Below are 23,667 nucleotides of genomic sequence, written 5' to 3'. Positions count from 1 at the left end.
GATTGCGATCCCGCCTCCGTCACACTTAGAGATGCTCTTTTATCGACTTGCCTCGCTCACTTTACCTAAACGGATCATAAAACCTTCCCGCATTCACCCTAAACAAATAAATGCCTACCAGCACCACCAAGGCAATCACCAACAACGCCAAAAAGTCATTTCTTTTCATCGGCTTTTCCGCATACCAACTTCGCTTCTTCATCTTTCCAAATCTTCTAAGCTCCATCGCCTGACTAATCGTCTCAATTCGATCCAAACTCGTAAAAATCAGTGGCAACAAAATCTGGGCCGCCGCCTTCACCCGATGCGTCAACTTGCCCTTCCTTGAAATCTCATTTCCTCGCGCCTGCTGTGCCTTACTAATCTGACGATAATCATTCTGCACATCCGGAATATACCTCAACGCCAACGACACCGCATAACTAATTCGATAAGAAATCCCAATTCGATTCAAACTCGATGAAAATTCACTCGGATTCGTCGTCATCAAAAACACCAACGCCAACGGCACCGTAAAAATATATTTCAAAAACAAATTAAATTCATAAAACAACTGCTCCCACGTCAAATTGTAAGGGCCAACTCCTTGCCAAATCACATGTTCCGTCCCATACAAATGCACACCATACTGCGGACCAAACACATAGACCGCAATTAGATTTAAAACGGAAAACGCCGTAATAAAACTCAGGATAAACGAAACCTCACGAAACTTAATTCCTGACAACCTAAACAACGCCAATGAACAAATTGTGAGCACCAACAAAAAGCGCGTATCAAAACTAACCATCCCAATTACTGACAAAGCAATCAAACCAATTAATTTAGTGGTTCCCGTCAAACGATCCACAAAATTATCTCGTTGTTTGTAACCAATCAAAACGTTGTTATTCATTAGCCTGAACCACCTTTTCTTGGTTGATAAAACTGGCAATCAAAGCTTCCGGATCAACATCAATTCGTTGTGCCAAGGTAAACAAACTTGTTTCCACTAATGAAGCCTGTTTTAAGAGATCCAGATTAGCAAACAATTTCATCGGTTGGTCATCATACGCAATAACCCCATTGTTTAACACCACAACTCGATCAGTATATTCCATCATTAAATGCATATCATGGGTAATGAAAATAACAGAAATGCCAATTTTACGATTCAAATTCTGAATAAACGTCATCATTTCTGTATAATGCTGCCAATCTTGCCCAGCTGTTGGCTCATCTAAAATAAGCAATTCTGGATTTAAAACTAAAATTGCTGCAATGGTGACCCGCTTCTTCTGACCAAAACTTAGTGCAGAAATTGGCCAGTGCCGATATTCAAACAAGCCACAGACTTTCAACGTCTCATTCACACGTTTTTCAATTTCATCTGGTGCAATTCCGCGTAATGTGAGACCCAACGCCACTTCTTCAGAAACCACATTCTTGGAAATCATCATGTTCGGATCTTGGAGCACATACCCAATATGATCGGCGCGTTCCTTAATCGACGCCTCGTTAATTTTGTGACCATTTAGAATTAAGTCACCAGCACTCTGATGTAAAAAACCGGTTATGATGTTACTTAGCGTCGTTTTCCCGACACCGTTTCTTCCCACCAAACTCACCATTTCACCAGCATTGAGGCTTAAATTCAATTTATTTAATACTTGTTTCGAATCATAACTAAATGAAATATTCTTTGCTTGCAATATGGGAGTAGCGTCATTTTTCTGTTTTCGTGCAGATACTGGCTTAACCCACTGTTGCAGAGCCTGCGTTGTTTGTGCAGATAAGTTCACCCTATCCACACTATCTACATTTGACACCTGATTTAAATCAACACCCGCATACTTTAAGGCTGATAAGTACAGCGGTTCACGCAAGCCTAATTTAGCCAAAATGCCACTTTTTAATATTTCATCTGGTGTCTCATTTGCAACCAATCGGCCCTGATCAATCAAGATAAGGCGATCCACCGGTCTGTATAGCACATCTTCAATTCGATGTTCAATGATCACCGTTGTTGTTTCACCATTCTTTTGCATATCATCAATTAATTCAATTGATTCACGCCCTGCAACCGGATCCAAGCTAGCCAAAGGTTCATCAAATAGCAGAATTTTTCCTTCATCTACTAAAACTCCTGCCATCGAAACACGCTGTTTTTGACCACCAGAAATTTCTTGGGGATGATTGTTCAAAATAGCAGGAATTTTTAACCATTTGGCCCACTCACTGGCTTTCTGTTTTAAAACAGATTGCTTCGCACCATCATTTTCCAACGCAAAAGCGATGTCTTCAGCGACTGTCAGCCCCACAAACTGCGTATCCGGATCCTGTAAGACTGTGCCCACAAGCAAAGAAAGGTCAAAGATCGTTTGATCCGTGACCGATTCGCCGTTAATTAAGATTTTGCCACTTAGTCTTCCAGGATAAGCTGACGGAATTAAGCCGTTCATTAGCCGACTAATCGTTGTTTTACCGGAACCAGATGCTCCAGCAATCAGTACCTTTTCGCCAGGAAAAATGTCAAAGCTCAAATGCTGCAAAGTAGGTTCAGACTGACTTTGATATTGAAAACTCACGTCCTGAAAACTGATAATTGGTTTCTTCATAAAATTAAGACTCTTTCTTTAAACTACCTTTCTTAGAACGGGTTCGTGCATATGCTACCAAGAGAATTGTACCTAGAATTTCCACAGAAAGTGCATTACAAATTACCGATGTAATTCCCTGTAGATAAACTTTAGATGCTGGTTCTGAATAAACTAACACATCACCAGTTGGGGCAATGATTCCCCATACTAAAATAGCAATGAGAACCTGATATACATTAAACAATACTAACTTGCGCTTCGTTAAATCGCCATTTTCAATGTTTAGATATTTTCGTGTAAGACCAAATAAAATACCATAAATTCCATCGGCAACAATCCAAGTCCACCAAGGTTCACCCCAAGTTAAATCATTAAACATATGACCTAGAAAAGCAATTAAACCGCCTGCAATGGGACCAAAAATAGCACCCATTAACGCTAAGAATCCATAAGCTAAGTTAATGTTAGTGTCTGGCACACCGGTTGGAATAGGAATATAGCGCATCAACACAAAGAAAATTGCCGTTCCAATTCCGATTGCCACAACTGTTCTAACTGAAATTCCTTGTTTTTTGTTCATAAGTCTCTCTCCTTATACCCAAAATAGTTTTTAATTTTTGTTACCCAATAAAAAAACGCCCTTACTTCATTTCGAAGTAAAGGACGTTTGACCGCGGTACCACCTTTATTTGAACGCAAAAACGTTCATCTCAATTCATAAGGATTTTTACACCCGCAGCTAATTTATTTTCACCGCAACGCTCCCAGACCATCTTCAGTACCACTTCATTGCTAGTTTTCACTATCCTAGCTCTCTTTAAAATCCGCTTTGTACTTACTCATCTGTTCACAGCATTTTTTAATATTCTGAATAAGTTTGATAATACTCCAAAACGAACTTTATAACAAGTGCCTCTATTAAAAATTCGTAAAATAAGCTGACAAAAAGCAAACAATTTCTGTGCACGTTTCACCTTTATAGCCGAAACGTGTTTAAAAGAGCAGCTTCTTCCGCTTAGCATAAAGGCCCCCAACGATTCCAAAAACGAATCATTGGGGGCCTTTATGCTAATGCTCAGAAGCTAGACGCTCTTTGAAACACTCTAGTTTTTTCCAATCGTCTTATGACGAACAACTTTCTTCTCTGCTTCCACATCCGCATCCTTAAATCCGAAGAACCAAGTGCAAGCAAAGCCCACAACCAACGTCACAATTGTAGCAATCCAAAAGTTGATTTCATTACTTATACCGCCACCAAATCGCGCCGGCGTAAAGAATGATGGAAATCCAATAATTGAACCCGTAAATCCATACATATTAACATTCAACAATCCAGTCACCAAGCCACCAGCTGCCGCACCAATATTAGCAGTCAAGAACGCTCGTCCATACTTCAAGTTAATACCATAAATAGAAGGTTCCGTAATTCCAACAAACGCCGAAATCGCAGCAGCACCCGAAAGTTCCTTAATGGATGCAATCTTTGATTTAAGAAAAATCGCTAATACAGCAGCACCTTGCGCAACCATGGTCATTGAAACAATCGCATTTAAATAACTGTAACCCTTTGAAGCAATATCATTAGCTATCAAAGGTACAATCGCCCAGTGAAGTCCGAAAATAACCAAAATTTGATAGAAACCACCGATTAACAATCCGGCAATTGGATAGTTGAACTTCAATACAGCATCCAACACAATTGAAATTCCAGTACTAATCAAAGTAATAATTGGGCCAACCACAATCATAATCAAAGCAGAAACAATCATCACTTCAAACAACGGTACAAAAATCATCTGAAGAATTTGTGGAATCCATTTCTTCAACCAAATTTCAATGTAGTGTGCCATCCATGCACCCGCAATAATTGGGAAAATTGAGTAGGTGTAATTAACCATGTGAATTGGTAAACCAAACAAGTTCGTGTTTAAAGCCATCCCCAACAAATGTCCTGATACTTTAGTTCCGGTGGCAATTGAGAATAATGAAGGATAAATTAATACACCACCAATAATAGCCATGATCACGGGATCAGCCTTCAAACGTTGCGCAGCAGTAAAACCAACAATTACTGGTAAGAAATAAAATGCTGCATCGCCCATTGCTGAAATAATAATATATGTTTGCGAAGTAATCGTTGTCCAATGGAAGTAAACTGCCATTTGTAGTAATCCTTTTAAGATACCACTTGCAGCTAACAATCCAATAACAGGCATCATTGAGCCCGTAATTACACCAATTAAAGCATCAAAACCATCCTTAACTTTTTCAGTAAAATTACGATTATCTGGACCCTTTGCTGCAGCGGCCGTTTCTGCAACAGCAGCTTCAGTAGCATCAGGATCGGCAAACTCTTGACCAAGTTGCGCAATCACGGCATTGTAAACATCTGTAACTGCTGCACCGATAACAACTTGATATTGGCCCTGCGCATGACGAACTTCAATAACGCCATCCAAGCCCTTAATAACATCATCTTTTGCGAGACTTTCATCCTTTAAATAAAAACGAAGTCGCGTAATACAATGAATTAAACTTTTTATGTTTTCCTTACCACCAACATTTTCAATAATATCAGAAGCAAGTTTTGTGTAGTCCTTTGCCATTTTAAATACCTCCCTTACTATTTTACGGTAACTGAACCAATCTTATCTTTTGCGGTAGTTTTGCCTGTCTTTACATCAAGATGATCTAATTTATCAGCCGTATTCGTGAATACTACAATGATCACATCATCCAATTTAGCATCCCTTACTTGATCCAAATCAATCGTAGCTACCGAATCGCCACCATTGACAATATCACCAGGTTTTACATTAACTGTAAACGGTGCGCCTTTTAAATCAACGGTATCAACCCCCATGTGAATTAAAACTTCTAATCCATTTGCCATGGTCAATCCTAACGCATGCTTCGTACTTGCTACCATCGAAACTGTCCCGGCAACCGGACTCCTAATATGACCATCGCTTGGTTTTACACCTAAACCATCACCCATCGCCTTTTGAGCAAAAACGGGATCACTAACTTCACTTAAATCAATGACCTCACCATTCACCGGTGCATAAATTGAATCGTCATCAACAACCTTTTTCTTTTTTCCAAATCCAAACATTGGTATTCACTCCGTTTCAAATATTAAAGTTAAATTTTAAAATAACCACATTATGTTTTTTAAAGCGCTTTCTTAACAACAAAATCATCATACACCCTGTATATACATGTTGTCAACTTTTTTGACTAACTTTATTTATAACAAGTACTATCAAATAATAATTAAGTTTATTAATGTTTTTGTCTTGTCTATACTAGCCAGAATATGGTACTATGGAAGCGTTTTAGGAGATGAGCAATTATGCGAAATAAATACAGTGCAATTTATCATGATTTGGCCGATAAAATTATTCACCATATCTATCCTGTTGGAAGTTATTTACCGAGTGAGACTCAACTAGCACAATTATATGGAACTTCACGTGAAACCATTCGCAAAGCGTTGTCTGCATTGTTAACCAATGGTTTTATTCAAAAAATTCGTGGCAAAGGCTCTGTTGTTTTAAATTTACAACGCTTCAATTTTCCGGTTTCTGGAATAACCTCTTTTAAAGAATTAAATCAATCACAACATATGAACTCTTCCACTAAAGTTTTATGTATTGAAGATCAATATGTGCCACTTGAAAAATTTGATTATCAATCAGATTCAGATCTAGCTGCTACCTATGTTGAACGGTTACGAATCGTTAACGACGAGCCAATTGTGCTAGATCGCGATTATATTCTTAAAGATTGTGTTTCCAAAATTCCATATGAAGTTGCGGCCGACTCTTTATACGCCTACTTTGAAGGTAAGTTAGGTCTCAAAATTAGCTACGCCACTAAAACCATTACGGTTGAGCATCCCACAAAAGAAGAAACTCAGTTGCTGGCTTTAGAACCACATCAAGATGTCGTGGTTGTGCGTAGTCAAACTTATTTGGAAGATACCACCTTATTTCAATTTACAGAATCTATTCATCGCCCTGATAAGTTCAACTTTGTGGACTTTGCGCGACGACAAAAAATCAATTAAAAAGTAGTTCAGCTACTTTACATTAAGGAGTGCTTAAAATGAGTTTTCAAGATAAAGTAATCTATCAAATTTATCCTAAATCCTTTTACGATAGTAATGGCGATGGTATCGGTGATCTACGAGGTATCATTCAAAAAATTCCTTACATCGCTAAGTTAAACATCGATATGATTTGGTTTAATCCTTTTTTTGTTTCACCACAAAATGATAATGGTTATGACATTGCTGATTATTACAAGGTTGATCCAACTTTTGGAACCATGGCCGATTTTGAAGAATTGGCAGCCAAACTAAAAGAACACCATATTAGTATTATGCTGGATATGGTGTTAAATCACACCTCAACTGCTCATGAATGGTTTCAAAAAGCCTTGGCCGGTGATAAAAAGTATCAAGCTTTTTATTACATCCGTGATCCAAAACCAAATGGTGATTTACCGACCAACTGGGAATCTAAGTTTGGCGGTCCAGCATGGGCGAAGTTTGGCAATACCGGAAAATATTATTTACATCTCTATGATCCGACCCAAGCTGATTTAGATTGGCATAATCCAGAAGTTCGTCAGGAACTTTTTAAAGTCATCAACTTTTGGCAAGCGAAGGGTGTTCAAGGTTTTCGTTTTGATGTCATTAATGTCACGGGTAAGGAAACTAAGTTGGTTGATGCACCGGCAAATGTTGCCAGCAAGACGCTTTACACCGATACACCAATCGTGCAAGACTACTTAAAAGAAATGAATCGTGCTAGTTTTGGCAAAGATCCCGATGCCATTACAGTCGGCGAAATGTCATCTACCTCCATTCCTAATAGCGTGCAGTATACATTACCAGCTAACCACGAATTAACTATGGTTTTCACTTTCCATCATTTGAAAGTCGATTATGCCAACGGTGAAAAATGGACCAAAACACCATTTGATTTCATGAAACTCAAACAAATTTTGACCGAGTGGCAACTTGGAATGGCCAAGGGCGGCGGTTGGAACGCCCTCTTCTGGAATAACCACGATCAACCGCGCGCAATTAATCGCTTTGGTGATCCTGTTCATTACCGTGCAAAGTCTGCAGAAATGTTGGCCACTACCATGCACTTGCTGCGAGGAACACCTTATATTTATATGGGTGAAGAAATTGGGATGAGCGATCCTGATTATCAATCGATGAATGATTACGTTGATATTGAATGTAAAAATGCTTATAAAGAGCTGCTAGCTGCTGGAAAAACACCGGCTGAAGCTTTTGAAATCGTCAAAACAAAATCACGTGATAATAGTCGAACACCAATGCAATGGGATAGTTCCGAATACGCCGGCTTTTCTAAGCATAAGCCGTGGTTAATGCCTACGAATCAAGCAGAAGTTAACGTTGCTGATGAATTAGCTCATGGTGAAATCTTTACCTATTATCAGAAGTTAATTATCTTACGAAAAACACAACCCATCATTTCGGTGGGTGATTTCAAACCTCTGTTAGAAACCGATCGTCAGGTTTTTGCTTATTTACGGAAGTATAAAGATCAAACTTTAGTCGTATTAAATAATTTTTATGGTGAAACAACCTCGGTTCAATTACCCGATTCTTTGATTAAACGTCAAGCTAAACTCTTAATCTCGAATTATGCAGCACGAATCAATTTCACCTCCAAAATTGAACTTAAGCCTTATCAATCAGTGGCCTTCTTATTAAATTAATAAAAATCTCCAGTTATAAAGTGAACCCCCAAGGTTGGACAGAAAAATCCAATTTTGGGGGTTTCATTTATGAGTAAATTTAATTTCGATTTTAAAGTTAAGATTGTCACCGAGTATTTAAGTGGTCAGGCAGCTTATTCACTAGCGAGAAAGTATGGGATTGGCAGCAAGGCTACCGTTTCAATTTGGATTCAGCGATTTGAAAGATTTGGTATTAAAGGACTTCAGCCAAAAGCCATGGACTTAGAATACACTAGTCAGTTTAAAGTTGATGTATTAAACTGGAGGAAACAAAATCAGGCCTCACTTCCAGTAACCGCCTTACACTTTAATTTATCCTCGCCAAGTACAATTTGGCAATGGGAAAAGCGATTTGAGACATTAGGAATTAAAGGGCTTGAGCGAAAGCGAGGCAACTCGAAAAATATGGCAAAACACAAGAATGAGAACGCTAAACCAGTTGTCCAAAAGGACAACTCAACAACAAAAGATACTTTAAAGCAACTCCAAAAAGAGAATCAAATGTTGAAGATTGAGAATGAATACTTAAAAAAATTAGAAGCCTTAGCTCGGAAAAAATCAGCACAAAGGAAATCTCGAAAATAGCGACTGAGTTGAGGCAAATATTCCAAGTATCAATTAAATTGATTCTCAAAGTAATTAAAATACCGCGTAGCACGTATTACTACACTCGAAATCATGAAGGTCGAAAATTCAATGACGATCAAGTTATTCAAGCAATTGATGAAATTCGACAACAAGATTTAAAATACACAAAGAAGTACGGGTACCGTCGAATTACAAGTGCTCTGCATGATTTAGGATTTCAGATAAATCACAAGCGGGTTTTACGTATTATGCAAGAACATGCCTGGATATGTCATGCCTTTAATCGCCAAACTCGTAAATATAACTCGTATAAAGGATTAGTTGGTAGGATTGCCCCTAATCGGTTAAAGCGTCGCTTTAAGACCGACAGACCCTATCAAAAACTTGTAGCAGACGTCAGTGAATTTCGATATGGATCTATGGGAACAAATGAACGCGTTTATTTGGAACCGGTACTAGATTTATTCTCTGGAGAAATTTTAGCATTTAATATAAGTGAACATCCAACAGTTGAATTCGCCATTAAACCGCTCAAAGAAGCTTTAGAAGGACTTCCGGCACTAAATTATCGGACAACAGTTCATACTGACCAAGGCTTTCAGTATCAACATCGCCAATGGCGAACGCTCTTGAAAGAACATCATGCATTCCAAAGTATGTCTCGTAAAGCGACTTGCCTTGATAATGCAGTAATGGAGTCATTCTTTCATATTATGAAAGCAGAAATGATGGATGAACATTTTGAAGATAAAACTAGCCTAATTCAAGCAATGAAAGATTGGATAGACTTCTATAACAACCGTCGTATCAAAACAAAATTAAACGGCAAGCCCCCGGTAAAATACCGAGAACTCGCCGTTCAAAAAGCAGCTTAACAATTTGTCCAATTTTAAGGGTTCACTTCATTACCAAAAAAGGTAATTGGAGATTTTTATTTAACAAACATAAAGATTGCGGTAAAAAAGATATTAGCAATAACCACCGGCACAGTTAGGACAGCAATATTCCATCCCACTCCGAGTACGATTATTAAACCAAGTATTCCAAGCAAATAAATCCATTTTTTATACTTCAGTTGTTGAGGGATAAACAATCCAACCGTTTCAAATATCATAACGATACAAGACATATAGTACAAAATATCGAACCACTCAAAATAGCCACTCTCCGGTGAACCACCATGACCAAGTCCCCAGTCAAAGAAGTACAATGCCAACAAATAAAGCGAAACCAAAACAGCAATAATTTTTAACATGTAGTTAAGATATTTTGACGATTTTAGCAAAGCTTTTCACGTCACTTTCTACGTAAATGCGAATACAAAACCAACAAAGCTGATGATAAGCGGTATCAATAAATGTGGCCAAGTCAACGCTAACCAAAAAACAGCTAAAATAATATTTAACACTGCCACAACGTTTACAATTCTTTGTGGCTTCCACTTTTTTGAAAACCACATCCATATGACTTCAAGTAATAATGTAAAAGCTATCAAATACATACCAATATCAGTTAAACGAAAATAACTCCATTCATAATGATCGGCATGGTCAATACCCCACCCAAAATAGCCTATAAATACTATAAATAGTGACACTAGTGTTGCTATAAATCTCAGTAAATAAGAGAATGCTTTATCTATTTTCAACATCACATCATCTTTTTATATTTGATATAGATACTTCCAGAAATCAAAAATAACACGATTCCCGCTAAAGGAGTTATCTGACTTTCACCAGTTGCTGGCAATTTGCGACTGGTGCTTTTTTTCACCGCTTTTGGTTTGTTGACGAGTTGTTTAGGATTAACCGATTTCTTAGTTTTTGAAGTTGAAGTTGCTGCCACAAAAGCCTTCAAGTCACCATTTTTCAAAGCCTGTTTGGCTACCTGATTCAAGCTGAGTTTACCCTGATTTATCTTAACAGCTCCATGGACAGTAAAGGACTGCCGTTTATACTGATTTCCAGTAATTAGTGTGGTTGTGATCTTTTTTTGAGCGCCAACTTGATAAACAAGATACTGATTCTGACTTAACTTAAAAATATAGCCTGAGTTGGGAGCTTTTGTAATAATCCTAGTACTCAAAACATCCTTAGTTTTATTTCGTAACGTTACTTGCAACTTATTTTTATTGATGGTTAACGTGGTCAAAATATCTCCATTAGGCCAAGTTTGCGCAACCTGAGTTGGTGGAATGCCTGGTCCTTCTTCAGAAACATCTGATTTTACCCCATCTTTAACAGTTGTAAGGACACTTGTAATATGACCGCTTGGACTCGTTAATGAACCATCAGTTTGATAATTTCTGCCTTTAACAATTCTTTGGATTCGTATATACCCATCTGGTAATACCGAAGTTTGCGTTTGCGTTTTTCTGGTAGAAACAACTTGCACCGTTTCGTTCCGTTTTAAAGTTTTAAGTTGTTTGAAAGCGACAATTGTATATTTACTTTTGCTTGTACCTACTCGGTAAACACCATTATTGTTCACAATGACCGCTATTTTTTCACCATTGGGATACGTTTGAATCACATCGGTTAAACGTCCCAGAATTATTTCCGAAACCGTCACTGATTTGTCAGAACTAAACACCACATCGTTCATCGTTTGCGTATATCTTAATGTAATTATTTTGTTCTTTAACGGATACTGACCAGTCAAGATGGACGGACTACTAATCAAAGTTTCACCGTCGGACTTTAATGGTTTTATCTTGTAAGTATCTCCATAGTAACCCGTAACGGATCGTTTAATCCCCTGTTCTTCATCAAGATTATTTTTCCAGTCGTCAATATCATGAATGGTTAGTTTTACTTTGACACCATGATATGTAAAAACGATTGCCGCATGATTGACCGAATACTGACCGATCACATTTTGTGTTGTTTTTAACCGGTAGCCTTTAATTGTTTTTTTAAGTTTGTTGCATTGTACTTTGTTCCAACTTTACCGCTCAAAACCTTTTCTGCAGCAATGGGTTGATTATTTTGATTCACATACTTTACAACAATCGTTGCATTAGTAATTGCCTTACTTGTGGTTGTGGCCGCCGAACTACTAGTTTGTTTAATGGAGCTAGCAGAACTAGCTGTGACACTTGAACTGGCAGAACTTGTTGCATCAGTTTGGGCATGGATTGGCACTCCTAAAATCAGCACAAAACTCAGCAGGGATAAGCATGTAAGCCATACTTTTTGATAAATTCGTTGTTTAAACATTAAACTCACCCGCCTTTCTAAAAACGGTGATGTGTTAACTTAATGGTCCTGATATTTATTAGTATTAGTAATAATACTGCCAACATAATGAAAAACAATTACCAAAAAGACGATACCAATGATTCCGAACCAAAAGTCTGGTCGAAACAGTCGTACTTGTTTAGCTAAAACAGAATCCATAATTTGCAAAAGAACCACAGTCACAAAAACGCCTATAAAAGTAGTTGAAATTCGGTTAAAATACTTAGCTAGTTCAGATTTTTGTAAATGAAAATAAGCTTTCATACCTGTTGCAAATTGATACAATGCATACCAGATCAGTGCATATTGAATAATAAGTATCAAACAATAACTAATTGCAAACGGGTAATTGGTATGCAACCCACTAGTACTAATCGAAAAGTTAAACGGGTTTAAAATTGTGTACATGTTTGAATAACCCTTGAACGAATGAAGAATGTCTCCTGTAAAGTAATTCCAAACACCGCTAACCTTTTGCCAACCAGTTACTAAAACTAGAAATTCTAAAAAACACATGCCACTTAATAAATATTTATCGTATTTTTCGCGCAATTTGTATCCCCCTATGGTTCACCATTCATAAACATAATTCCCAATCGTTGAAAAATAAAAAGGTCCTAATCTAGTAATCTGAATGTCAATATCGCCTACGCCCGAAATTTTAATATTGGGATGGTGTGGTTTAATTGTCGTTGAACCACGCTGCTGTAGTTCATTTTTATGCTTAGTTGTTAACCCAATGTGGGTTTTAAGTGCTGAATTAAACGTTGAATATCCGTTAATCGCAAAACGAGCACTTAAATTTGGCGACATTAAACAAAGTACGAAAACAACTGCAAAAGTCCAAGTAATGAGACTTGTATGTTTTAAGGAGCGGTCGTGATTACAAATAATGACGGCCAGATACACATTACAAATCAGAACAGTAATCACACTGAATACACTAGTTGACAGCAGATAAATCGGTGGATTGGAAGCTACGGTAGCCAGAATCAACCAGATTAGCGCTGTTAAATTCAATTCACGACGTTTAAATAAAGTCATCAGCAATAAAACCGTGATTCCGATAAGGGGCGCAAAAGAAAGTACCATCACTCCCATGAACATGAACGGAAAATTAACACCAGAATAAAGAATCGTTGCTCGTAACTCCCATAAAATATTTAATCCCAGCCAAATACCAAGGTACATCAATAGTCTTAAATATCGATTCTGCACTGGCACCATCTCCCTATGTAAACCGTTTCCATTTACCTAAATATTAGCACTTCGCACAAGTAAAACAACTATAAACTAGGTTATCTTATTATTTTCCACGAAGCCTCAAATAAGTAAAAAAACCATTTATTCATTAATAGAATAAACAGTCCTAACAACTACTTTATAGATTGGGATGGTTGCCGATTGGCAAGTGCCAAGATAAACACTGTGCTCAAAATCAGCACCGTTCCAATTGTTTCCACAATTCCAAACGCTAAATTCAAGAAGATAACTGAAAAAATTGTTGCCGCCAAAGGTTCGAAGGCATCCAGTAGCCCTGTAGCGGTGGCCGAAATATAAGCCAAACTTTCTAAGTAAATGAAATAGGCAATTACTGAACCAAATATAACAATGAATAAGTAACCCGCCCAGCCCAATAAATCAAATTTAGGGACGTCACGCCAAACTGGCTGGACAAACATAAACAAAATTGCACCAATTACCATGGACCATGCCGAAACCGACAACGAACCATATTGATCCAAAATTTTTGCTGGTAATAAAACGTAAGCCGCAGCCGCCACTCCCGTCATGACACCCCAAAACAAAGCAGCTGGAGAAATTGTTAGTTTAGTTGGATTACCACCAGTAATTAATAAAAAGGTTCCCACCAAAGCTGCAACAATCGCCCACACATCACCACGACGCGGTACTTTCTTATATCGAAAAATGGTAAAAACCACAATAAACACTGGTGATAAAAACTGAAGTATTGTGGCAGTTGCCGCATTACCAACTTCCACGGCTTTGTAATACACTGCTTGCATAGCTGTCATCCCAAAGATAGTATAAATTACTAACTGAACGAGTGCTTTTTTATCATGCCAAATAGAAAACAACTTTGGCCGTTTTTTCGTCTGCAACCACCCAAACACCAGTAAAATCAAACCGCTAAATAGCATTTTCGAACTAATTAGCCATCCTAATTTCAAGTTGTGGTTCGAAAATAGTAACTGTGCAATTGGACCGGATATTCCCCAGCATATTGCGCCAATTGACGCATACAAAATTCCCCGTGTTGACCTACTCATGCTTTTGTCCCCCATCAAGACTCTCAAAATTATGATTTATGCTTCTAATTATCTGACTATTAGAGAGTCAACGCAATGGTGATTTGAAAGAAAATAGGAACGGTTAGTACGCACATTCGATAAGACAAAAATAATCGTGAGCATGTTTTTTTGCTGAACTCTAGGACCGCTCGACAAAACAAGTGTAAATAAATAAGCATGCTTCCAGCGGGGAATTCTCCCCGCATCCAGCATTTCCTTGCCCTGCTTTTTTCCTCTGAGCTCTAGGACCGCTCGACAAAACAAAAGGCAGATTCTAAGCACGATTACTGCGGGAGTTCTCCCGCATACATCGCACTTAGAATCTGTCTTTTACCGTTTTGTCTCGCGCACTAATATCTCAATATTCCCGCCGCCACCTTATCCGTCGGCATATCTTCCGTATCCAACAACACCACGCGTCCCGCACTCTGCATCGTCTTGTCCACCACATCATTTATCAAATTATTATCTAGCGCCTTCGCAGACTTCGTATCCAACTTGCCCTCTTCATCAATCATACCCACTACCGTCGTATCATTTCTCACAAACAACGTATCAATCTGACCAGCCACCGCACATCTTACCAACTCGCGCATATCACTCGTCGCCTTATTCTTATCCTTAGCCGTCTCATATCGCTGCTTTTGCACATCCATAATCTGCTCAAACCACCTATGCGCTACCGGCCGCATCTTATCTTCCAACTGATTTATTCCCAATCCACTTGGTGACTCCTCAATCTTCAAATGATGCGACAAGTTCTGATTTTTTGACAATTGACGGAATTTGGCCTGATTCTCTGGCAATGCAAACACAATTGTCATCAAACCCTCCGGATGCGCAAAATTAGTTGTCACATACTGATCAACCATTTGATAATAATTAACCTGGTCATTCGTAACTTCTTGGCTCTTTTCGTTATGTCCATGATAAGCTACCGCCACATCACCACCGTGACTTGACGCCCCTCTAAACGTAACCTCACCGCCAACTAACTCATTATCACCTAACGCCTGTTTCAAAGTTTTTGGTGCGTCTTCATCAAGGCGAACCTTTTGTAATTCGTAACCATTGCCACGATAAAGTTCAAATGAGGTCTGGTTCAGGGCAATTAATAAGTATTCAAATTTCATTTGTAATTCTTGAATGATTGGCAACACATTCGGTTGACGAGAAACCGAAACTTGATTTGTATAATCTTCCGATAATTGGAAGGTCTCTACTTGATCCATATTGCCAATTAATGCTGTTGAACGTCCTTTGCTATTTAACCAGAAACTATTATCATCGCCATAAATTTCAAATTTACTTAAATAAGTTTCATGGTTAAGTTCAGGAAACATCTTGGTAAGTCGATCCTTTGCTTCTTTCATCAAGTTCTTAAAAGTGATCTTCGTATGTTGAATCTCTTTTAAATCGGTCGGATTGTTCACAATCATTGTGACAAACGGGCCATTGTCTGAACTCAATAAATCGTATAAATCATTTCTGTTAATTCGCATAGGTCATTCCTCCAGTATGAATATTAGATATGAAAGCCTTTTCTACATCTGTTTCAAGCATATCATGAATAGCAAAAAATATCCAGTATGGTTATAACTTTCATAAGCAAAAAATTATCTCTAACCAAATGAAAGTCTAACTTTCAACTTACTGAAACAACTCAAAGTGAGCTTTCAAATATTTACCAGTTTCGCTTTTAGCTGTGTTGGCAACTTCTTGCGGTGTTCCAGATGCAATAATTTGACCCCCTAATTGACCGCCTTTAGGCCCAAGATCAACCACATAATCGGCATTCGCAATCACGTCAAGGTCATGTTCAATGATAATAATGGTAGCTCCTTGATCAATCAAACGATCAAACACATGAATTAGTGTTTGAATATCCAGGGGATGCAATCCCACAGATGGTTCATCAAAAACAAATAAGGTTCCACTTTGTTTGCGTCCCATTTGTGAAACTAACTTCAACCGCTGAGCTTCACCGCCGGAAAGAATTGGTGTACTTTCACCTAAAACTAAGTAACCCAGTCCCATTTCATTCAGTTTTTCTAGAATGGTACTGATTGCTGGAACCTCTTTGAAAATAGGTAACGCGTGTTCCACATCTAATGCTAAAATATCAGCAATACTGTAATCATGCCACTTTACCGCTAAAGTTTCGTCATTATAACGTTTGCCATGACACACGGGACACGTTTCGACCATGTCCGGTAAGTATTGAATATCGAGCGAAATTGTTCCTGTACCCTTACAATTTGGACAAGCGCCTGACCCGACATTGTATGAAAAATGACTTGCCGTCCATTTTCTTTGTTTAGCTTCAGCTGTGTTCGCAAATAAAACCCGCAAAGTATCCAGAATGCCAGAATAGGTAGCTACCGTTGAACGCACATTTTTTCCAACTGGCACAGAATCAACCATCACAACGCGATGAATATGGGCACGGTCCAAATGTGTGACGTGCTTTGGTAACGGCTGCTTTTTAATGGCGGCTTTGATGGCCGGAATTAAACTATCCAAAATTAACGTCGTTTTCCCAGCCCCTGAATAACCTGACACAACGCTGAGACGTCCTTTAGGAAAGTGAGCCGTCACGTTATGCAAATTATAGCGATCAGAGACTTCAACCGCGATGTCGCCTTTATCAAACAATCGTTTCTGAGAAACTTGTTTGCGAACTAATAATTTAGCTGTTCCATTTAAAAAAGGAGCAATCAGTGAATTTGAACTTTTTTGAATGGTAGGAACTGTTCCGTGATCAATAACGGTACCCCCATTTTTACCAGCTCCAGGACCAATTTCAATCACATAATCAGCCGCTGAAATAATGCGTGTATCATGATCAACAACGACTAATGAATTACCCTGGGCCACAAGTTGGTGTAAGATTTTGATTAAACCACTCACGTTGGCCGGGTGTAATCCGACTGATGGTTCATCCAGCACATAAAGCACACCGGTGGTTTGACTTCGTAACGTTCGGCCAAGCTGAATTCGTTGCAGTTCACCAGTCGACAAAGTATCACCAGCACGATCTAACGTTAAATAGTCTAAGCCTAAATCCAATACTGGCTGAAGGCTGTCTTTCAATTCACCAACCAAACTAGCGCCTAAAACCTGTACCTGTTTAGGTAACCATGGCACAATTTTTGGAATAAATTGCGTTAATTCGGTAATGGTCATCTTAGAAACTTCCGCGATATTTTTATCAGCTAACTTGGTTGCCAATAGTTTAGGTGCAAATCGACTGCCATGACAGGTTGGACACACATCAAAGGAATAAAACCGATTTAAACGGGTAATTGCCCGTTCATTAGTGGTGGTGGCTAAACTATCTTCAACTGCTGCATACGCATTTTCAAATTGCGCATTATCCATATGGAAAATCTTGCCCGTTTTTGACGGAATATTAATCGCGTATTTTTTATTTGCACCATGCCAAACTTGTTCTTGATCTTTGGGGCTCATCTGATTAAAGGGCGTGTCAATTGGAATGCCAATTTGTTCCGCCACATAAATCATAAAATTACGGCCTGGCAAACGCCATGAAGCAACCGCACCTTCTCGCAAAGTTTTGGTTTGATCAGGGATGAGACGTTCTTTTACAATTTGACGAACTTTACCAATCCCATTACACGTTGGACAAGCGCCTTCGGAATTAAAGGCAAAGCTTTCAGCGCCAGGTGCCATAAACTTCACACCACACGTTGGGCAAATCACATAACCCATATTTTCGGCTACTTCCAATGTCGGTGGAACTCGATGCCCATTAGGACAGACATGGGATCCCAACCGAGAAAACATCAGGCGCAAGACATTTAAACTTTCTGTCATCGTACCCACTGTAGAGCGGATACCAGGTACCGTGGGTCGTTGGCGCAACGCCAAAGCAGAGGGTAGATATTTTACTTCATCCACGTTAGCCTTTCCAACTTGGCTAATACGACGGCGGGTGTATGTCGATAAAGAATTCAAGTATCGGCGCGCACCTTCAGCATAAAGGACACCCATTGCCAACGAAGATTTTCCTGATCCAGATTTACCCGTAATCGCTACAAATGCGTTTAAGGGAATCGTCACGTTGAGATTCTTTAAATTGTTAACATGTGCTCCCATCACCTCGATGTTATCAGGGATGGTTTCTTTATGTTGAATTGCCATTTAGAACGCCTCTTCTTTCTGTTCATTTCTCTTTCAGTATAACGCGCTGAAATCATTGGCCATAACAAAAGCACATTCTGAAGTTCAGATTGAACTTCAGAATGTGCTGGGAAAACAACTTTTCTTATACTAATTAAATCACTGTAATTAATGCTACTACAGCTACAATTGCAGCTACTCCTGCCAATAATTTGTTGACCTGCCATTTTTTAAACGCATAGTATACCCCAACGAGCATGACAATAAATGACGCAAGCAAAACCCATAATCCCATCTAAATCACCCTCCAAATCAAACTCTGAACAAAGCTAATATTAAAAACATATAAATAATTTCTACTACCGCGACTGAAAAAGTTAGTAAAACGCCTACTAGTCTTTTAAAAAAGTTACCTTGAAATCTCGGTAAAAACTCAAAGTATGTCCCGATTCCTATAATTCCGGTTCCCGCAACACCGATTCCAAATTCTTGTCTTAAAATCGTTAACCAAGGCCCTACTGCAAGGCAAAGCACTGCAAAATAGAGAGCATATTTTAATGTCTTGAAATTTGATCCTTTTTCACTCATTGATATGACCATCCTTAAAACTGTTTCCTAATTTGGTTTGGTTATTTGTTTGTTTGTTTGTTTGTTTAAGTACTCATACTCTCAGAAACTATAGCTGTTATAGCGATCCCTAACGTAAAAATCCTAAGATTTTTAGCCGCTACTAGTGCTTTAGAAAGTGTACTATTAAAATATATATAAATATATCCGTTCTTTTTTACAACTTTTGTTTTACCCTTACCAAATTTAATCAAACTTTTTTTGCTTCTTAACAATTGAGGCACAATATTTGAACTCGGCATGTAAGCATCGCTGGATATAGATACACTATTCTTCATAAATACTGTATTAGTTACATTCACAGCATCATTTGCACTTGTTCTAGGTGATAAAGCATTTTGAATTATGGTATAAGCTTGCTTGTTCATATTTTGAGAATTGTCTTTCATAATTTGTTCAAGAGCCTGATTACTAACATAATAAGTAGTTGAATTTTTATTTCTTTTTATTTTAGTTGGATGATTCTTAAAAATCCTTTTATCCACTTTAGCTTTATGACTATCGAATTTTGATTCCGGTATCTCAACGTCCTTCATTTTTCCATTGATTTGTTCTGTTGGAAGAACAATCTTTTTATTTTCTTGAGTTTCATCAGCATGAGCTTTTATTTCATTTAAAGAATTACCAAATGCTGAAAACATGCTTAAAGTTAGCACACCCAACAAAAAATAGATATTAGTCCTTACCCAAATACTACCATTACTTTTGTTCATGTTCATTGTCTCCTCTTTTTGTTTTTGTTAGCTAACACCTAGAATTATGATAAAACTACGGATATTTGAGAAGAACGCAACAGTTTACACACTGTCACTAATGGTTTACATTGAGGTGTTTTTGGTATAAATTCAGTAGTATTAGAAAGAAATCGAGGAAAATTACAATGTCAATTGCACTACAATTAAAACAAGCCAGAGAAAATAGCGGCTATTCACAAAACGAAGTGGCCACTATCTTACATATTTCCAGGCAATCCATTTCAAAATGGGAAAATGAACGTGCTTATCCAGACTTAGATAATCTGATTGATTTAAGTAATGTTTACAAAGTTTCATTAGATGACCTCATCAGAGAAAAGAAGGAGCTTAAAGAAAAGTTGAACCTGACCGATGCCCAAATTAATGAGCAACGAAAAAAGCTTAGTACCGTTAATACTAAGCTTTATCAAAATACTGATGAAGGGCTTATTTTGTTAATCGTTTCACTGATAAGTACCATGATTCCACCTGTAGGTATTTTTGTTCCCATGTATGTCTTGTGGCGAAACAACAAATACAATAGTTTATACAAAACCATTATGCTTGTTAGCATTATTGCAATCCTCGTCAGTCTCACTAATTCTTTTGTCATTTTTTCAGATCTTTTTCTAAACCTGGGTACTAATACGGTTTACCCAACTAAATGACTCTAATGTGTGGCTTCCCTTTAACTAGATTTACCTGCAGCTCAGCATGATAATAAATGTTAGCGACTTTACGTGTAATATACAGAGCGCAAATTGCAAGAACAAGTTAGCCACCCCGCAGGCGAAGTTGAGGGGCATGTCAGAATATCTATTGAAGATTGGAATAAATGATTAAGCAATGCGAGTTTTGCGAGCGCGCGCTGCTTCAATCTGAAAAGCTTTTTCAGGTGTTTGGTACTTTAAGATACGTCGTGGTAGTTGGTTGAGACGTGCTTCAACCAGGGCAACAGTCTTAGGACTAATTGTATCTAATGAATATCCTTTAGGTAAATAACGTCTAATCATGCGGTTATGAGTTTCATTGGTTCCTCGTTCAGAAGAACTATACGGATGGGCATAATAGATATCAGCAATGCCAGTTAAAGCTTCTTCCAAGGTTGTGAACTCCGTTCCATTGTCAGCGGTAACGGATTTGATCAGATCACCAAATTCAGCACAAATCCCTTTAATGGCATAGGCTACGGAGTCAGCATCTTTGCCTTCAATCAAACGAATAAAGTCAAAACGAGTTTTACGTTCAGTGAAGGTCAATAGGACACTTTCATGGCCACTACGTTTACCAACCACGGTATCAATTTCAAAGTGGCCAAATTCATTGCGCTTGTCGACACGCTTAGGTCGTTCTTCAATACTTTTACCAATCAAACGTCGATGTTTATGCGACCAGTGATGTTTCGTACGCCGTTTGGTTTTCTCAAGCAAATCAAGATTGCGGATTTCTAATAATTGCGCATCAATATAGTTATAGAGGGTCTTAGTGCAGACCATCTCTGTACGCTTAAATAAATGATGTTTGTGGGCGAAGCCAACTGCTGCATCAGGTGACCAATGATCTTGATGGAAATGATCATCAAAGTAGGCCAAAAAATTAGTAATGTGTTTGAATTTTAATGGTCGATGACAGTGCTGACGATTCATTTCATAACGAATTTGAGCTGTATCAGGAGCATAGATATTGAAGTACTGTTCTTTACCATTAATCTTCTTTACCTGTTGAACACAGCCACGTTTGAGTTCGTTATTGATAGTTTGATGGCAAACACCAAGTTCCGTCGCAATTTGACGAGCAGATTTGCCTGCAGCAAGCAATCCCGCAATTTTTCCACGTTCAATTGGTGTTAAATGATGACCCTTTGAGTGAGATATGGTAAGCTGTTCTTGCGCCAAGACGAAAACCTCTTTCATTGTTTAGTGTAGGAACTTCAATGATACCTGATTTTTTCGTCTTGGTGTCTTTTTATTTGACCATTTTTACAAGGTGGCTAACTTGATTATAAAATCTGCGGTAATATACAGAGTCACTCTTTTTGTAGAATTAATTTTTAATTTTTTTGATGTGATTTTACCAATTCGAGCGCTAACTCGAGCATTTGATGCACTTTTAATTTTTCCTTTTACAACGTTGATTTTATAACTTGCATTCCAAGAAGCCACATTATTATGAACTATTGTAAACGACTTTGCATTCGCGTTATGCCCAGGCACTAACAATAAAAACACCAATCCAATAAGTATACCTAAATAAATTTTTTTCATAACTTTAACCTCCTGCCTTGAGGTTAAAGTTATTGATATACATAGATAAGAAGCCAGTGGTTGCGCACTGTAACCTAATAGTTTACATGCAAAAAAAGGAGTAACATACAATTAAATAATTGCTTATTGCTCCTGGTCTCCTATATATTGAAGTTCAATTTAACACACTCTTTCTACGAACAGATCATGTAAAATCTTCAGGGTGAATTTGGTACTCGTAGTCTTGAAGATTTTTTTGTGTCCTTAACTTTTTTTGTGTATAAAAATAGTTTTCCACCGGTCAGGGTGAAAAACTATAATTATTATATTAATTGCCTTTTATTTTCTGCGATTACGGTTATTAAGTCCATATACAGGAATTGTGCAATAATTAATGGAACGATATAAGACTAATTATTATTACGTAGCACACGCGACGGAGATAATAACCTATACCAAACAAAAGCAGTAATTGTAAGCAACTAGTTACAGCATGTAAACTGTTGCGTTCTTCCTATATATACTTAATTTCTTCATAATTTAAGTTGTTAGCTAACAACATTATTTAACATCTGGGGGAAATATTGTGAAAAATAAGATCTTAAGTAGGCTAGTAATTGCTTTTTTAAGTTTAATGCTTATTGTGCAAGTATTCCTGTATCAGTAATGCCTTTTTCACCAAAGGTTGTTCATGCTTCAAGTAAACGGTACTACCATAATCACCCTGGCTATACTTGCTATAAAATGAATTATCATGTTAGTTACAAAACTTGCAAAAAATTGAAGAGTAATTATAAAAAGCTCAAAACACCCGCTGCTATCGCAAGTTTAATTCCAATCGGAGGTGTTACTGGTTGGATTGTCAGTAATACGTTTGGCAGTTCTGTGGCAGCATTAAAAGTTTTTGTTAAAGCTGTCAATAAAAAGAAAGGTGTACAATTACGATATATTGCACATTTCAGTAACTACTCTACAGCAACTTATTCAAGTAATTTTCACTACACTATTAAATAGAAAAATTGGTGATTAATATGAATATGAAGTCTAAATTAACTAAAGTTTCTTTTGTACTTACAGTTTTATGTTTGTTATATGGTTTAACACTTTTATTTGTTTTTAAAATGAATTTGGGTAAATTTTTAGTTTTCTTTTTACCAATCTCTCTGATTGCAGCACTTCTACGTTCATTGGTAAAAGCCAGAATCAATCAAGATAATCATTAATTACTTAAGCTTTAGGGAAACATTATATTCAAATATTACCGGATACGTAAAACTATTGATGACAAAATTACTAAGGGCGGAGGTAATATCATTGCTAGATTATTTTAAAGAAATTTTTAAAAGAACTTCAAAAGAATGGACAATTATATTAGGCACAGCAATAATATTAGTACTTTTAGAGATCTTTGTTTTTCA

The 23,667-nt window shown here is 37.7% G+C and carries 25 protein-coding genes and 1 other annotated feature; of the genes, 6 read left to right on the top strand and 19 right to left on the bottom strand.

Annotation, left to right across the window (positions count from 1 at the left end; translation table 11 throughout):
* Positions 1 to 61: 61 nt before the first annotated feature.
* The 5 genes from AB3219_RS03950 to AB3219_RS03930 form a co-directional block, all read right to left on the bottom strand.
* A complete protein-coding gene (locus tag AB3219_RS03950; protein ID WP_216753892.1) occupies positions 62 to 895 on the bottom strand; it encodes an energy-coupling factor transporter transmembrane protein EcfT in 834 nt (277 codons plus the stop codon).
* On the bottom strand, positions 888 to 2,597 hold the full coding sequence (locus AB3219_RS03945; RefSeq protein WP_367369323.1) for an ABC transporter ATP-binding protein: 1,710 nt from the start codon (positions 2,595 to 2,597) through the stop codon (positions 888 to 890). Before AB3219_RS03945 ends, AB3219_RS03950 begins: the two co-directional genes overlap by 8 nt.
* Before the next feature lie 4 nt (positions 2,598 to 2,601).
* A complete protein-coding gene (locus AB3219_RS03940; RefSeq protein WP_263807465.1) occupies positions 2,602 to 3,159 on the bottom strand; it encodes an ECF-type riboflavin transporter substrate-binding protein in 558 nt (185 codons plus the stop codon).
* Positions 3,160 to 3,235: 76 nt separating this feature from the next.
* Positions 3,236 to 3,439, bottom strand: a binding site (T-box leader).
* Between the two features lie 243 nt (positions 3,440 to 3,682).
* Positions 3,683 to 5,185 carry a PTS transporter subunit EIIC gene (locus AB3219_RS03935; protein WP_216754672.1) on the bottom strand — a complete coding sequence of 501 codons (1,503 nt, stop codon included), beginning with the start codon at positions 5,183 to 5,185 and terminating at the stop codon, positions 3,683 to 3,685.
* Positions 5,186 to 5,202: 17 nt separating this feature from the next.
* Positions 5,203 to 5,694 (bottom strand): PTS glucose transporter subunit IIA, encoded by a 492-nt coding sequence (locus AB3219_RS03930; protein ID WP_216754671.1) that lies wholly within the window; start codon positions 5,692 to 5,694, stop codon positions 5,203 to 5,205.
* Positions 5,695 to 5,934: 240 nt separating this feature from the next.
* Between AB3219_RS03930 and treR the strand changes: the two genes are divergently transcribed.
* The 4 genes from treR to AB3219_RS03910 all read left to right on the top strand — a co-directional run bounded on the left by treR (position 5,935) and on the right by AB3219_RS03910 (position 9,826).
* Positions 5,935 to 6,651 (top strand): trehalose operon repressor, encoded by a 717-nt coding sequence (treR, locus tag AB3219_RS03925; RefSeq protein ID WP_057807656.1) that lies wholly within the window; start codon positions 5,935 to 5,937, stop codon positions 6,649 to 6,651.
* Positions 6,652 to 6,689: 38 nt separating this feature from the next.
* Positions 6,690 to 8,342: an alpha,alpha-phosphotrehalase gene (gene treC / locus AB3219_RS03920; RefSeq protein ID WP_263766173.1), complete on the top strand. Its 1,653-nt coding sequence runs from the start codon at positions 6,690 to 6,692 to the stop codon at positions 8,340 to 8,342.
* Between the two features lie 69 nt (positions 8,343 to 8,411).
* Positions 8,412 to 8,948: a helix-turn-helix domain-containing protein gene (locus tag AB3219_RS03915; RefSeq protein WP_057785073.1), complete on the top strand. Its 537-nt coding sequence runs from the start codon at positions 8,412 to 8,414 to the stop codon at positions 8,946 to 8,948.
* Positions 8,885 to 9,826: an IS3 family transposase gene (locus tag AB3219_RS03910; protein ID WP_308704609.1), complete on the top strand. Its 942-nt coding sequence runs from the start codon at positions 8,885 to 8,887 to the stop codon at positions 9,824 to 9,826. The genes AB3219_RS03915 and AB3219_RS03910 overlap by 64 nt, the downstream gene beginning before the upstream one ends.
* A gap of 56 nt (positions 9,827 to 9,882) precedes the next feature.
* On the opposite strand, the gene AB3219_RS03905 is transcribed toward AB3219_RS03910, so the two are convergent.
* From AB3219_RS03905 to AB3219_RS03850, 12 genes are all read right to left on the bottom strand, one after another.
* Entirely contained in the window at positions 9,883 to 10,206 is a 324-nt protein-coding gene (locus tag AB3219_RS03905) for a hypothetical protein (RefSeq protein ID WP_216754519.1), read from the bottom strand.
* A gap of 48 nt (positions 10,207 to 10,254) precedes the next feature.
* A complete protein-coding gene (locus tag AB3219_RS03900) occupies positions 10,255 to 10,602 on the bottom strand; it encodes a hypothetical protein (RefSeq protein ID WP_216754520.1) in 348 nt (115 codons plus the stop codon).
* The gene (locus tag AB3219_RS03895) at positions 10,602 to 11,825 is read right to left on the bottom strand and encodes an LPXTG cell wall anchor domain-containing protein (RefSeq protein WP_367369322.1); all 1,224 of its coding nucleotides are present in this window, start codon (positions 11,823 to 11,825) and stop codon (positions 10,602 to 10,604) included. Before AB3219_RS03895 ends, AB3219_RS03900 begins: the two co-directional genes overlap by 1 nt.
* Before the next feature lie 14 nt (positions 11,826 to 11,839).
* Complete coding sequence (locus AB3219_RS03890; protein WP_367369321.1) at positions 11,840 to 12,169, bottom strand: MucBP domain-containing protein; 330 nt, start codon at positions 12,167 to 12,169, stop codon at positions 11,840 to 11,842.
* Between the two features lie 39 nt (positions 12,170 to 12,208).
* Positions 12,209 to 12,742 carry a hypothetical protein gene (locus AB3219_RS03885; RefSeq protein WP_367369320.1) on the bottom strand — a complete coding sequence of 178 codons (534 nt, stop codon included), beginning with the start codon at positions 12,740 to 12,742 and terminating at the stop codon, positions 12,209 to 12,211.
* Between the two features lie 18 nt (positions 12,743 to 12,760).
* Complete coding sequence (locus AB3219_RS03880) at positions 12,761 to 13,408, bottom strand: hypothetical protein (RefSeq protein WP_260365141.1); 648 nt, start codon at positions 13,406 to 13,408, stop codon at positions 12,761 to 12,763.
* A 158-nt stretch (positions 13,409 to 13,566) separates the two neighbouring features.
* Positions 13,567 to 14,481, bottom strand: coding sequence for a DMT family transporter (locus tag AB3219_RS03875; RefSeq protein WP_260365142.1), 915 nt, complete (start codon positions 14,479 to 14,481; stop codon positions 13,567 to 13,569).
* A 371-nt stretch (positions 14,482 to 14,852) separates the two neighbouring features.
* Positions 14,853 to 16,004: a hypothetical protein gene (locus tag AB3219_RS03870; RefSeq protein ID WP_260365143.1), complete on the bottom strand. Its 1,152-nt coding sequence runs from the start codon at positions 16,002 to 16,004 to the stop codon at positions 14,853 to 14,855.
* 148 nt (positions 16,005 to 16,152) lie between these two features.
* A complete protein-coding gene (locus tag AB3219_RS03865) occupies positions 16,153 to 18,666 on the bottom strand; it encodes an excinuclease ABC subunit UvrA (protein WP_263749518.1) in 2,514 nt (837 codons plus the stop codon).
* A gap of 133 nt (positions 18,667 to 18,799) precedes the next feature.
* Positions 18,800 to 18,940 carry a hypothetical protein gene (locus tag AB3219_RS03860; RefSeq protein ID WP_367369319.1) on the bottom strand — a complete coding sequence of 47 codons (141 nt, stop codon included), beginning with the start codon at positions 18,938 to 18,940 and terminating at the stop codon, positions 18,800 to 18,802.
* A 17-nt stretch (positions 18,941 to 18,957) separates the two neighbouring features.
* Positions 18,958 to 19,233 (bottom strand): hypothetical protein, encoded by a 276-nt coding sequence (locus tag AB3219_RS03855; protein ID WP_216754528.1) that lies wholly within the window; start codon positions 19,231 to 19,233, stop codon positions 18,958 to 18,960.
* Between the two features lie 65 nt (positions 19,234 to 19,298).
* Entirely contained in the window at positions 19,299 to 19,985 is a 687-nt protein-coding gene (locus tag AB3219_RS03850; RefSeq protein ID WP_260365145.1) for a hypothetical protein, read from the bottom strand.
* A 167-nt stretch (positions 19,986 to 20,152) separates the two neighbouring features.
* Here AB3219_RS03850 and AB3219_RS03845 point away from each other — a divergent pair, with 167 nt between their 5' ends.
* Complete coding sequence (locus AB3219_RS03845; RefSeq protein ID WP_367369318.1) at positions 20,153 to 20,674, top strand: helix-turn-helix domain-containing protein; 522 nt, start codon at positions 20,153 to 20,155, stop codon at positions 20,672 to 20,674.
* Between the two features lie 171 nt (positions 20,675 to 20,845).
* Here AB3219_RS03845 and AB3219_RS03840 read toward each other — a convergent pair whose 3' ends face one another.
* Both AB3219_RS03840 and AB3219_RS03835 read right to left on the bottom strand, forming a co-directional pair.
* Entirely contained in the window at positions 20,846 to 21,919 is a 1,074-nt protein-coding gene (locus tag AB3219_RS03840; RefSeq protein ID WP_216763238.1) for an IS30 family transposase, read from the bottom strand.
* Positions 21,920 to 21,985: 66 nt separating this feature from the next.
* Complete coding sequence (locus tag AB3219_RS03835) at positions 21,986 to 22,270, bottom strand: DUF5626 family protein (RefSeq protein ID WP_367369317.1); 285 nt, start codon at positions 22,268 to 22,270, stop codon at positions 21,986 to 21,988.
* Between the two features lie 645 nt (positions 22,271 to 22,915).
* On the opposite strand from AB3219_RS03835, the gene bacA reads away from it, so the two are divergent.
* The gene (gene bacA, locus AB3219_RS03830; RefSeq protein ID WP_253953748.1) at positions 22,916 to 23,263 is read left to right on the top strand and encodes a bacteriocin 51 precursor BacA; all 348 of its coding nucleotides are present in this window, start codon (positions 22,916 to 22,918) and stop codon (positions 23,261 to 23,263) included.
* The last annotated feature ends 404 nt before the right edge of the window (positions 23,264 to 23,667 follow it).

The sequence above is a fragment of the Pediococcus ethanolidurans genome (genome assembly GCF_964062635.1).
GTDB classification, from domain to species: domain Bacteria; phylum Bacillota; class Bacilli; order Lactobacillales; family Lactobacillaceae; genus Pediococcus; species Pediococcus ethanolidurans.
This window is presented reverse-complemented; position numbering and strand designations above follow the sequence as displayed.